The organism is Erwinia typographi, from assembly GCF_000773975.1.
GTDB lineage: Bacteria > Pseudomonadota > Gammaproteobacteria > Enterobacterales > Enterobacteriaceae > Erwinia > Erwinia typographi.
The window spans coordinates 53,630-65,231 of the sequence record NZ_JRUQ01000038.1 but is presented as its reverse complement, the minus strand read 5'-3'; the positions used below and the strand labels follow the sequence as shown (position 1 = coordinate 65,231).

Genomic DNA, 11,602 nt, shown 5'->3' with positions numbered 1-11,602 from the left:
CGCCACTCAAAACCGGTTTACGTATGCAAAACACAGATTTCGAGCGCTATTATCAGCAGATCCGTGGCAGGCAGAAACGCGATACGGTTCTCTGGTCGCTGATTCTTCTGGCTCTCTACCTCGGCTCCGGCGCGCTCTCCGAATTCAGCCTGAGCACACTCTGGACCTCTGTGCCGCACTTCTTCGACTATCTTGCTGAAACCGTGCCGGTGCTGCACTGGAATCTGCTGTTTGCCGACGGGCACACCGAAGGGTCGCTGGCTTACTGGGGATACCGGCTGCATATTCAGCTGCCGCTGATTTGGGAAACGCTGAACCTGGCGCTGGCCGCCACGCTGCTCTCGGTCGCCGCCGCGGTGATTCTGGCGTTCCTGGCCGCTGACAATACTCAGTCGCCAGTCTGGCTGCGCTACGCCATCCGCGCTGCGGTGGCTTTTTTACGGACTATGCCGGAGCTGGCCTGGGCGGTGATGTTTGTGATGGCCTTTGGCATCGGCGTGATCCCCGGCTTTATGGCGCTGGCGCTGCATACCATTGGCAGCCTGACCAAACTGTTTTACGAAGCGATTGAAAGCACTTCTGACAAACCCGGTCGCGGGCTGGCTTCCTGTGGCGCCGGGCCGCTTCAGAGAATGCGCTTCGCGCTCTGGCCGCAGGTGAAGCCGGTGTTTCTCTCCTATAGCTTTATGCGTCTTGAGGTCAATTTCCGGCAGTCCACCATTCTGGGGCTGGTGGGCGCGGGCGGCATCGGCCAGGAGCTGATGACCAATATCAAGCTGGACCGCTACGATCAGGTCAGCATGACCATGCTGCTGATTATCCTGGTGGTCTCGTTACTGGATACGCTCTCCGGGCGGTTACGCCGTTGGGTAGTTGAGGGGCAGGCAGCATGATCGCATTAGCCAGTTCGGACGCATTACACGACCTGAAGACGCAGCACCGCGAACTTTTTGCCGTTCAGCGCCGCTATCTGCGCAGGATTGGACTGCTCGCCGCCGCCGTGCTGCTCTATTACGTTTTCTTCTTTAATATGTTCGGCATTTCCTGGGCGCAGCTGGCTACCGGCAGCACGCAGATTAGCCGCTATTTCCTGCGCATGTTTGTCTGGCACGACGTGGTAAACTGGCCGTTTGCCTACTATTTCAACCAGATATTTATCACGCTTGCTATCGTATTTGCCGGCACGATCACCGCGACATTGCTGGCGCTGCCGATCTCCTTTCTGGCCGCCCGCAACGTGATGTCTGCCAAGCCGCTTCGTCCGGTGGCGCTTGTCGTGCGCCGCCTGCTCGATATCCTGCGCGGGATTGATATGGCGATTTGGGGACTGATTTTCGTCCGTGCGGTGGGGATGGGACCGCTGGCTGGCGTGCTGGCGATTGTGATGCAGGATGTGGGGCTGCTCGGCAAACTGTATGCGGAAGGACATGAGGCGGTAGAACGCTCGCCTGGTCGTGGCCTGAACGCCGTCGGCGCGAACGCGTTGCAAAAGCACCGCTACGGGATTTTTACCCAATCCTTCCCGGCGTTTCTGGCGCTGAGCCTGTATCAGATTGAGTCGAATACCCGTTCTGCGGCGGTACTGGGCTTTGTCGGCGCTGGCGGCGTAGGGTTGGTTTATGCGGAGAATATGCGCTTGTGGAACTGGGATGTGGTGATGTTTATCACCATGATTCTGGTGGTGATTGTGATGGCCATGGATTACGTCTCCGCCAGGCTGCGCAAGCGTTACATCACCGGTAAGCCGATCCCGCTGTTCGGACAAAAGTAGCGGGACGGCCGACGGTCAGCTTTTTGCCGTGTCCCACCACATTTTATTTAACGCATAGTACCTGTCGTTTGGGTCCAGCGGCTTTTCCCAGGGCTTATCGATAATAAAGTGCAGGTTCTTCACCTCATCGATCTCCCACATTGCGGCGTGCTGGAAGGGCAGCGTTTTTAACGCGTTATAGATGTAGGGCAGCGGTTTCCAGCGTTGATGGAAGAAGTCGTTGAGAAAATCCTGCTCGGCAAACAGGTAGCGGGAGAGATCCTCAAGCTCTGACAGCTGTTGCACCATCTCCCCGAACACCGCTTCGTCTGGCCTCAGCACCAGAAAACCGCCGTTGAGGTAGTTATCTACCTGCTCCAGCTCTTCGCTGTGCTGCAAACCCCGGCAATAGCTGTAAAAGCAGTTCTCCGGTCGCCAGCTTTTGGGATAGCTGGGGATTTTGTTCGGATTGCAGCGGCAGGCGTGGCAGGCGGCGATCTCCTGATCTTCCAGCGCTAAATCGAACAGCTCGTCCATATTCTGCGTAACCAGCATGTCCGCATCAAGGAACACCACGCGTTCGAATTCAATGAGCTTCCAGACGGCCAGTTTAGTCCAGACTTCCGCAAAGCGGGCGTTGGCGTAATTATGTTTCAGGGTGCGGTTGGGGCTGATGGGCTGAACATCGCGCAGCAGACAGCCTTCCTTTTCCAGCGTCAGGCGGGTTTTGGCATCAATGTTTTGCGTTACCATGACCACCAGCGGATAAGCGCTGCCAGCCTGCGTTAGCGATTTCTTCAGCGTCTGCACGCCAGCCAGATAGCCAGGCTGCGTCAGCAGGGTCGTCCAAGCCTTCATTGGCCTTCTCCTTGATAATCAGTCAAATAGCGCTGAGGTAAACGCATTGTCAAATTTGTGCTGCGGGTCCAACGCCTGGCGAACCTCAACGAAGTCAGCCCAGTGCGGGTAGAGCGCGGACCAGTTATAGAGCGGCGCCTCAAAATATTTTCCCCAGTGCGGCCTGCCGCCAACCTCCGCCAGCACTTCTTCGACCGCCCGCAGAAAGCTCACGCCCTCTTCTGAAAGCGATCCGTCTTCGGCGTAATAGACCACGAAGCCAAAGAAGCAGGTTTCCTGCTGATACGCCGGGCTGAGCCAGCAAGAGGAAGGGCCGGTGCAGCGCAGAATAATCGGGTAGTGCATATGAGGTTGGGTCGCGCTGTGCCACGCTTTAATCTTACCGATCGTCTCGCCAGTTATGGCTAGCGGAATCGCAATTTCCACATTGATTTGTGGCGTGGCGATGCCCCGGCAGAAGACCTGATAGACATCGCCGGTGACGTCTGAGAAATCCTTGAAGCGCGTGACGGTGCGGAACGGCTTGCCGTTTTCATCGACAATTTTAGTGTCGCTTCGCATATGCTCAAGCGTCTGATCGATGGTCTCATTCATCGCATCGCTGGTCTCTTCCTGCCTGAGCAGATCGTCGTTATTGTCGTGATAACGTGCAGCCTCATCCGCAGTCGCTTCCCGGGCTGCCCAGACGTGAACCTGATTTTCATTGGGGAACCACCAGGCTTTGCTCAGCGCGTAGTTCCGGTTCCAGTCGATAAGATCCTGCTCCAGCGTATCGGCGGCGACGGCATTTTTATAGCAGGTATAAACCAGCGAGGGCTGAGTGCGCAGGGTCACCTGCGTGACAACCCCTAGTGAACCTAAGCCGAGCTGTACGGCGCCGAACCAGCGATGTTGGCGGTCATATTCCGCCACGCTGCCGTCCGCCAGCACCATACGGATGCTGAGCGCCTCATCGGCAATCGAACTTTGCTGTAGGCCCTGGCCGTGGGTGCCGGTCGCCAGCGCGCCAGCCAGCGATTGTGCGGCTATCACCCCCGGCGAAGCGGGCAGCATTCTGCCCATCCCGGAGAGGATTTCATACACTTCGTGCAGCGGCGTACCGCCAGCAAAGGTTGCGCTCTCTTCGGTCACCGCCAGCAGCCCGCGCAGGCGGCTCAGATCCAGCAGGGTATCGCCCCTGTCGGCCAGTTGCAGCATCCGCCCTGGCGACATCCTGCTGCCCATCACGCGGATTTTTCCACCGCTGGCGGCGATCAGCGCCTGTAGTTCGGCTTCGGTTTCCGGCGTGCTGACCGCGCTTTTATCGCCCAGCGTGGCGTTTTGCGCCCAGTTCCACACTTTGCCATCGGCAACGGGCTGAGGATTGCGACGAGGGTATCCGCCATTTTCACTGGTCATCGACGACTCCTTCCAAAAGGACAATAACAAATTAATATGGGGAAAAAGCACAGAAATGCACTTTCGTGGCGTCCTGTAGTACCGGTAAGCATAGTAGAAATGCCTCAGAACGGTTTTGAGGGGGTAATAGAACGGGAAATGTGCGCTAACGCCGGGAAGACAATGATGCTTTTGACCTGAGTCCAGTGCAGTCGTAACATACTAAAACAAAACTGAAATCCTGACAAACAGCATTGGATAAGGCGCTGAAAGAAGCAACTGAGGTGCCGAAACAAAAGCGGCTATGACAGGTGAATTTAAATCATTGAAATCGCATAACTAACAACTGGCGGCGTTATTGGCTCGAAAAGAAGGACCGTCGACGGTGAGAGCGAAAGAGTAGGGCTACAGTAAGTTACAGGGGGATGCTATATTATCGGTGTACTCTTGCCTTAATTAAGGTACTTTATACAACGCCATTAGGGGTTTTTATGGATAAAAAATCTACAATAGCACGCAATTTTTCTAAGGTTACAATCGGTTTTCTTTTAATTGGTATATTGCCAATGTTCCTGATTGTTTGTGGTGTTGACTTTCCTGTCATATTATTTGGAAAAATAATCAATAACAATGGTGGAATAACTTCGGGGAATTTCCCATTAGTAAGTTACAGGCTTAACTCTTATGTAGGGATTGTCGCACCACTACTCTCATTTATAGCATTTTTAACTTTATACAGAGCTTTGGATTTAAAGCACAAGTTCGAAACTAATTTTAAGTTATATGCTACTTTTTTTCAGTATGCTCTGTTTGTTTTTGTAATTTATTATCTATTTTATTTTTGTCATTTAGAGCTGACTGAGGCAAATGGATTAATACGAGGGTTGACAAACGGCATCTTAGGATTGAGTCTGTTTTATACTATTATAGTATTCCCAGCGATGTATTTTTCGTTGCTGATATTTTTTATTTTTTTAAATTCTATTATAAAAAATAATTTAAGCTAAAATTTAATGGAGGCCATTGCTGTCCTCCATTTATAAAATTATAGCTTAGTATACTGAAGGTAAAATTATGTTATTGAATTTACGAGCTGCATCCGCATCAACATAAGAGGACATGAATGCTGTCAATACAATGACTATAATTAATGCTACTGGAGTCGTTAGAGCTACAATGCCTATCCCCGTTAAAACAGAGGTGACAAAGCTATATGAGTATGTTGCCACAACCCCACTCAATGCGATAGCTTCAACTTCAACAAGTAAAGGTTCCCAGTTTCCGGATTGAAAACCGACCTTAGCCTTATCGATAAGATTCTCAGCGGTGAATCCTTTTCCTAAAAGACCAAAGCTTTTGCTCATCATGTTTAGGTTTTCAGAAATGGATTTTATATTTTGTGATTTTAAAGCTTGAGATATAGCCTCTTTATCTTTAGCATTGATCGTTAGTTTTGGATTGGTTTTTATTTTATTAAAGGTAGATAAAGCATCTTTTTTACTGCGAATTATTTTCCCTTTAATATTATTTGCCAGCTCTTTTGCCTGATTTCCTAATGTATCACCGTATAATTTTGTGATTTTTTCTCCAGTATCTGCAATTAGTTCTGCGGCAAAGCGAACAGAGTTATCAATGTTTTTCTGTGCGATTTTCTGTTTAATTGTGGCAAGTTGTGCTTGCAGATTATTTACTTTATAAAAATAATTTTTCGATTCAGTATTTTTATCCAGAGAAATTTTTTGCCTATTTCTAACTTCTGCTGCGCTTAAACCACCTTGTTGGTAACTATCAAAAGCAATAACGCTGTAATAGTAGGACTCAGTACCAAGACGTTGAGCGATAGAAAGGTTGAAATTTAACTCAGCTTGCTTCAGTGCTAATTCTGTTTCACTGATTTTGATTTGAGATGAATATTTATCAAGAATACTCTTGGAGTTCGCAAGTCTTTTTTCTGCATTAGCTAAATTGGTAGTGAAATTAGTTAAAATAACATGATTTTCATGCTCAACCTTTTTATTTTTGGCTAACAAAGTTTGGGTTGCAGCTTTCGCTTCTAAAGTAGCTTTTTTGCGTTCGGCTAAAACAGCGTTTGCACGTTTGAGCTCAGCTTTAGTAGGGGTATCGTCAACAAAATCATTTCCACCCCATTTATGTTTCATTCGATCATCTACAGGATCGAAAGATCCGCCTCCTGGCGGTAGAAATCCTGGAGGAAAACCACCTTTTGAAGGAGTTCCTGTTTTTGGGCCAATAATTATAACGGGGTGATTTAGTGAGTCGTAGGTACCCCATCTCGGTAGTAAGCTATAGAAGACATATAATTTCCTTAAAGTTTAATTATCCATTTATTAGAAAAATGGAAAGGATCTGTTCTCCTTCCATTCAGTTAAGGCTACATCATAAATAGCTAGCTGACCACCTATCAGAATCACAACCGTACGACACTTAACTATAAATATCTTCCAGGTAGTCAACCCGATTTCAATTTTCTCTGTCTGACTACCACTGATCGCAAAAGGATAAGACTGCGGCACTATAAAGGGGGGCTACGCTGGAATTCCAGATTTTTCTGGCAGCCGGAATTGTACCCGGCGGAACATCTTTATTCCGGCAGCTTGCAGTTGACCATCAGGGGATATATGTCTCTACAGTAATTGCCGGGTTATCTTCAACTCCTGACATAAAGTACTGACTTTTGTCTCTGATCGTCTCGTTGATGCCATTGCCAATTGCAATCTCATGGCCGCCTGCCTTTCCGCCCACGGACTCTTGCTGATATTAGGCCAACAATCGTTGGTTCAGGAATCAGTTCTCGTTCAAACTCGGTCAGTGGGCTTGGTGGGGTAACATGCCCCAGGAACTGGTGGAGCTACAGGATTTAATGTCTCGTCTAAATGAGCGAAAAGATGATGAAATACCGACTCAACCGGGGACCTGTATTGCGGAAGGGTTATCCGCGTCGGGAACGGGAAACCAGGGAATGTTTAACAGAGCCCCGGCAGAAAATCAGCCGATAATTAATCCAGACAGCTACTTTTTAACGTCATCGTAAATTAAAAAAGACGTTTTGCGGCGGGATATGGCGGGAAAAATTGTACGTGATATTGCAATTCTGTACAGATTGCTGCTCAGGCAGGGCGCAGATAGCGCAGCGTAGCCTCAACCACCAACTGACGATTGCGGGCGATGCTTTGCTGCTCGCTTTCACCTCCGCCAAACAGCGTGTGGAAGGTGTAGCGGTTGGCGACGTTGTGGGTACAGATACTGCTGATCAGACGGTGCACGTCGACCGTTTCGACCTTGCTGTCAAACACGCCTGCCGCTTTGCCTCGCAGCAAAATATCATCCAGCACCACCAGCGCACTCTGGTTCAGCTCTTTGATCCTGCTGGACTGGCTGATATAGCGCCCGCGCATCAGGTTTTCACTGCATACCAGCCGCATAAAGTCCGGGTGGGAAATATGGTAGTCAAAGCTGGCCTCGGCTAATCGCGCCATGGCGATTGTCGGCGGCATCTCGGCCAGGTTAAGGCCAGTTTCATGCTGGCGGATCGCCTGATAAACCTGTTCAAGCACGGCCATGTAGAGGTTTTCTTTGCTGCTGAAATGGTAAACCACCATCCGCTTAGTGGTCTGTGCATGTTCGGCAATCTGCTCCATGCGGGCACCCTGTAAGCCGAATTCGGCAAAGGTGGCAAGCGCACCGGCAAGAATGCGTTTTTTTAACCCTTCGGGGTCGTTTTTTCTTTTGGCGGTAGCAGGCATAGCAACTCAGTCAGTCCGTCATCTACAGGGACCCCTTCAGGGCTTATATCCTTAATATTACCACAGAAAACTTAAGGCTTCGTGAGCAGGGGGGACCTGTCAGCGCGGGGGACGTTTTAAGAAGCAGGCCCGACGGACGCCAGCGTCGTTAAAAATAGGGGTGAGTGCCGTCAATCACGCTGTCGTAATGGCCTTTAATTTTATCAGCGAGTATCGCTTCCGTGGGCAGTTTTCGCCCGCGCAGGACGGCTTCGGTGGTGAAGCAGAAAATCAAAATACCCCGGCAGCACAGGTTGGCGGCTTCGGTATAGCTTTCCAGCGTCCTGAAATAGTCATCGCTGCTTCTGGCCTTCTCATGGCTGGCGGTCATCACCGGGGCCAGCTGCCGGTAAGCATCTACCGCCTCGCCCAGCACCGGAATTTTACTGATGGAAAAGGCGAGAATCTTTTCAATGCGAATAAACAGCGGCTTTCTGTTTTGCGCGGAAAACAGCTCTTCCAGCGTCTCCAGCCACAGATTAAACGTGGTGGAGAACAGGTCGTTCTGCACCATTTGCAGGCTGGCTTTCTGCCAGGGAAATGAGTCGGCCAGCCGGGTGAAATCGTGCTGATAGCCCAGATACGCCTGCTCATCCGCTTCCTCAGGCAGTGAAAGTCGGTTACTGAGCAGCTCAAAGTTTTGCAGCTCCTGCTGGCTTTGCGTTTCGTGCCAGTCAATCAGCCGCGCCTTGCGCTGCTGTAGCGTGTTGAGCGACTCCAAATCATGAAAGGTCGCCATGGCGATCTCGCTGGCTAACAGCGCCTTATTAATCGTTTGAATAACCACCGGAGATTGCACCACAGCGCGCTCCGCCAGCAATTCGTTGCGGCGATTAAGGTAAGCAGCGGCAGGACTGAGGAAGTTGCTCATGGACATCACTCGTTATCGGAGGAACAGGCTGCGATGGACCTGTACAGAGGGATCCAGTATGGCATAAGTTGCTGGCAAGTCAGCAGAGCGGGGCCGCTTTTCAGGATAATGCCATCTACGGTAGTCTAATCAGCACCTTAAAATGGCCTGGGGCACCGCCCTGCGCTGGGCCGATCTGTTTTAATTCAGCTCCGTCGCGTAGGCTTCAACCGGCGTTATCTTGTTAATCAGCTGGTGATCAAACATGAACTGTTCGTAAGCCTGATAGCGCGGCTTATCCAGATGGGCCGGATCGCGGGCGAACAGCGGCAGGGTCTTCAGCCAGGCGGCCTTATTTAACGGGGTATTCAGCTCTGGACGATCGCTGGCGAATTTATTCCAGCTCTCCTGCGGATGGGCGCGCAGCCAGGCGCTGCCTTCTTTCAACGCGGCGAGAAATTTCCTGATTTTGGGGTCGCCGACCTTATCGCGATTAGCGACGATAATCAGTTCGTCGTAGGCAGGAACGCCATAATCCTCGACGTTAAACACCACCGGGTCTTTGCCGCGCTGCTTCAGCTCCAGCGCTTCAATATTACGAAAGCCGCCGATCACCGCGTCCACCTGGCCCGTCATCAGCGCGCTGGTTAGCTGGAAATTGACGTTTACCAGCTTCACCCGATCCGCCTTGACGTTCTGGTGATTAAGCATGGTTGCCAGCGTTGCCTGCTCAATTCCGCTGACAGAATAGCCGATCTTTTTGCCTTTCAGATCGGCTGGCGAGGTGACGTTTTTATCCAGCGTCATCACCGTATTCAGCGGCGAATCGATCAGCGTGCCGACGCGCATCAGCGGCAGGCCCTGGTCGGCAAAGAAGTGTAGCTGCGGCTGATAGGTAATTGCCAGGTCGGCCTGCTTAGCGGCCACCAGTCTGGGCGGAAGCGCCGGATCGGAAGGCGCGACAATCTTCACATCCAGCCCCGCCGCTTTAAACGCGCCAATCTGCTGCGCGACCAGGATGGGCGCGTGATCGGGATTGATATACCAGTCCAGCACCAGCGTCAGCGGCTCGGAAGCTTGAACGGTGCTGGTGATTGCACTGCAAAACAGCAGTCCACAGAGGCTTTTTTTGAACATGTTGGTCCCTTAATTGAAGGCGGTGTTATTGAGGTTCCGGCGACCAGTCGATCAGACGCCGCACCAGGGCATCTACCGTTAGCCAGAGCAGTACGGTCATCACGACCAGAATAAAAAGCGCCGCAAAGCAGACGTCGGTCTGCATACGCGCATTGGCATTAAGCATCACGTAGCCCAGACCTTCGCCCGAGCCAACCCATTCACCGATAATTGCGCCAATAGGAGCAACGGCTGCCGCCATGCGCAGCCCTGAGCCAAAAGATGGAAGGGCTGCCATTAACCTGACGTGGCGCAGCAGCGACCAGCGGGAGGCACCCATCGTGCGGGCCAGATCGAGATACTCGTTGCCGCTTCGCCGCAGGCCATCGAACAGGGTTGAGGTCACCGGGAAAAAAATAATCAGCACGGCCATCGCGACCCTGGCGCTAATACCAAAGCCGAACCACAGCACCAGCAGCGGGGCCAGAGCAAAGACGGGAATGGCCTGGCTGGTCAGCACCACCGGCATCAGCCAGCGCTGCAAGCGGGGTGAAAACATCATGCTCAGGGCCAGCAGAGCGCCAAGCAGCACACCGGTAACCAGCCCAAGGCCGATCTCTGCCGCGGTGACCAGCGTATGCGTCGCGAGGTAAGCGCGGCCATCCCACAGGGCTTCTGCCACCGACAGAGGAGAAGGCAGTAAAAAAGCGGGGATGCCGCTGCGGGTGATAAGCCACCAGACGGCGATCGCTCCAGCGAAAATTGTCACAGCGCGACGGCAGCGTGAGAACGAGTTTTCCGTTGAAATCTTCATCCGGCCGCCCTGACCAGCTGCCGTAACAGCTCACCCTGACTCTGCAATAACAGCCGATCGTCGGGGGCTCTGGGCGGTAACCCGGCAATCTGGTGTGAGTCATCTATGGCGGTAGAGGAGAGCACCAGCAGCCGGTGGCTCAGGCGGCAGGCCTCCATCGGATCGTGAGTGATCAGCAAAACGGTGCAGCCGGCCAGCAGCTCTGCCGCTAAAGTCTGAATGCGGGTACGGGTGAGGGTGTCCAGTGCGGAAAAGGGCTCATCCATCAGCACTATTGGCTGGCGTTGGTAGAGCGTGCGGGCAAGGGCCGCGCGCTGACGCATCCCGCCGGAAAGGGCCGCAGGGCGAGCGTGGACATGCTCCGCTAACCCCACCCGTTTCAGCAGGTCGCCCGCCCATGCCCGATCTGGCTTCTCGCCACGCAGCCGCGAGGAGAGGGTGACGTTCTCGCCAACGGTCAGCCAGGGGAACAGCAGATCCTTTTGCCCCATCCAGGCAATGCGTTGCCCGACGGGCTGCCCATCGCTACCGGTCACGCTGCCCGAGTCCGGCCTGGCGAGTCCGGCGACGATCTTCAGCAGGCTGGTTTTGCCGACGCCGCTGGCGCCCAGCAGGGCGGTGAATTCGCCGCCAGCAAGGGTAAAACTCAGGTTTTCGAAAACCGTGCGCGGGCCGTAACGCAGCGTCAAATCCCGTATCTGAATTCCCGGAGCCGGCTCGCCCAAAGCAAAATCCCGATCGCTCACGCTGCACGCTCCCTGCTCAGCGGCGTCGGCAAAGCGCAGCCAGCTTTCGCCTGTTGGCGGCGCGGCGGGTTACATCGGCGGAAAAAAAAGAAATCAGACATGGGACCTCCAGAAAGTGAGTGGAGATCCGGGCGTGCAGAGGTATGAACAGGCAATCACTGAGGCGTTATTGCCAACCCGTCCCTTCGCTGGCATGACCCAGATCAGGTTCAAAGGGTTCGGCAAACCGCGCCATCTCAGCCCATACAGGACACCCCTCGGAGCAGCCTGTTATACGATATTTACTTT

11 protein-coding genes and 1 riboswitch are annotated in these 11,602 nt (G+C 52.6%); of the genes, 3 read left to right on the top strand and 8 right to left on the bottom strand.

The annotated features are described in order from the left end of the window. Positions 1–23 precede the first annotated feature (23 nt). Both phnE (NG99_RS12510) and phnE (NG99_RS12505) read left to right on the top strand, forming a co-directional pair. Positions 24–893 (top strand): phosphonate ABC transporter, permease protein PhnE, encoded by an 870-nt coding sequence (phnE, locus tag NG99_RS12510; protein WP_034893051.1) that lies wholly within the window; start codon positions 24–26, stop codon positions 891–893. Continuing rightward, the gene (gene phnE, locus NG99_RS12505; protein ID WP_034893047.1) at positions 890–1,771 is read left to right on the top strand and encodes a phosphonate ABC transporter, permease protein PhnE; all 882 of its coding nucleotides are present in this window, start codon (positions 890–892) and stop codon (positions 1,769–1,771) included. Before phnE (NG99_RS12510) ends, phnE (NG99_RS12505) begins: the two co-directional genes overlap by 4 nt. Before the next feature lie 15 nt (positions 1,772–1,786). On the opposite strand, the gene NG99_RS12500 is transcribed toward phnE (NG99_RS12505), so the two are convergent. Then, positions 1,787–2,608, bottom strand: coding sequence for a glycosyltransferase family 8 protein (locus NG99_RS12500; protein WP_034893044.1), 822 nt, complete (start codon positions 2,606–2,608; stop codon positions 1,787–1,789). Positions 2,609–2,626: 18 nt separating this feature from the next. Beyond that, complete coding sequence (locus NG99_RS12495) at positions 2,627–4,006, bottom strand: D-arabinono-1,4-lactone oxidase (RefSeq protein ID WP_034893041.1); 1,380 nt, start codon at positions 4,004–4,006, stop codon at positions 2,627–2,629. A gap of 470 nt (positions 4,007–4,476) precedes the next feature. Between NG99_RS12495 and cui the strand changes: the two genes are divergently transcribed. Beyond that, on the top strand, positions 4,477–4,992 hold the full coding sequence (cui, locus tag NG99_RS12490; protein WP_198138768.1) for a colicin immunity protein Cui: 516 nt from the start codon (positions 4,477–4,479) through the stop codon (positions 4,990–4,992). A 45-nt stretch (positions 4,993–5,037) separates the two neighbouring features. Here the strand turns inward: cui and NG99_RS12485 are convergent, their stop codons facing one another. From NG99_RS12485 to NG99_RS12460, 6 genes are all read right to left on the bottom strand, one after another. Then, entirely contained in the window at positions 5,038–6,144 is a 1,107-nt protein-coding gene (locus NG99_RS12485) for a colicin-like pore-forming protein (protein ID WP_034893036.1), read from the bottom strand. A gap of 969 nt (positions 6,145–7,113) precedes the next feature. Continuing rightward, the gene (locus NG99_RS12480; RefSeq protein ID WP_034893033.1) at positions 7,114–7,749 is read right to left on the bottom strand and encodes a TetR family transcriptional regulator; all 636 of its coding nucleotides are present in this window, start codon (positions 7,747–7,749) and stop codon (positions 7,114–7,116) included. A gap of 148 nt (positions 7,750–7,897) precedes the next feature. Further along, a complete protein-coding gene (locus NG99_RS12475) occupies positions 7,898–8,659 on the bottom strand; it encodes a hypothetical protein (RefSeq protein ID WP_034893030.1) in 762 nt (253 codons plus the stop codon). 180 nt (positions 8,660–8,839) lie between these two features. Further along, positions 8,840–9,775 carry an ABC transporter substrate-binding protein gene (locus NG99_RS12470; protein ID WP_034893026.1) on the bottom strand — a complete coding sequence of 312 codons (936 nt, stop codon included), beginning with the start codon at positions 9,773–9,775 and terminating at the stop codon, positions 8,840–8,842. A 25-nt stretch (positions 9,776–9,800) separates the two neighbouring features. Continuing rightward, on the bottom strand, positions 9,801–10,568 hold the full coding sequence (locus NG99_RS12465; RefSeq protein ID WP_034893023.1) for an ABC transporter permease: 768 nt from the start codon (positions 10,566–10,568) through the stop codon (positions 9,801–9,803). Next, positions 10,565–11,314, bottom strand: a complete 750-nt coding sequence (locus NG99_RS12460) for an ABC transporter ATP-binding protein (protein WP_084110512.1) — start codon at positions 11,312–11,314, stop codon at positions 10,565–10,567. Before NG99_RS12460 ends, NG99_RS12465 begins: the two co-directional genes overlap by 4 nt. Before the next feature lie 163 nt (positions 11,315–11,477). Continuing rightward, positions 11,478–11,582: riboswitch (TPP riboswitch) on the bottom strand. Between the last annotated feature and the right edge of the window lie 20 nt (positions 11,583–11,602).

Coding starts and splice junctions, on each gene's coding strand:
- phnE (WP_034893051.1), top strand. CDS start 24: ATGCAAAACACAGATTTCGAGCGCTATTATCAGCAGATCCGTGGCAGG.
- phnE (WP_034893047.1), top strand. CDS start 890: ATGATCGCATTAGCCAGTTCGGACGCATTACACGACCTGAAGACGCAG.
- NG99_RS12500 (WP_034893044.1), bottom strand. CDS start 2,608: ATGAAGGCTTGGACGACCCTGCTGACGCAGCCTGGCTATCTGGCTGGC.
- NG99_RS12495 (WP_034893041.1), bottom strand. CDS start 4,006: ATGACCAGTGAAAATGGCGGATACCCTCGTCGCAATCCTCAGCCCGTT.
- cui (WP_198138768.1), top strand. CDS start 4,477: ATGGATAAAAAATCTACAATAGCACGCAATTTTTCTAAGGTTACAATC.
- NG99_RS12485 (WP_034893036.1), bottom strand. CDS start 6,144: ATGAAACATAAATGGGGTGGAAATGATTTTGTTGACGATACCCCTACT.
- NG99_RS12480 (WP_034893033.1), bottom strand. CDS start 7,749: ATGCCTGCTACCGCCAAAAGAAAAAACGACCCCGAAGGGTTAAAAAAA.
- NG99_RS12475 (WP_034893030.1), bottom strand. CDS start 8,659: ATGAGCAACTTCCTCAGTCCTGCCGCTGCTTACCTTAATCGCCGCAAC.
- NG99_RS12470 (WP_034893026.1), bottom strand. CDS start 9,775: ATGTTCAAAAAAAGCCTCTGTGGACTGCTGTTTTGCAGTGCAATCACC.
- NG99_RS12465 (WP_034893023.1), bottom strand. CDS start 10,568: ATGAAGATTTCAACGGAAAACTCGTTCTCACGCTGCCGTCGCGCTGTG.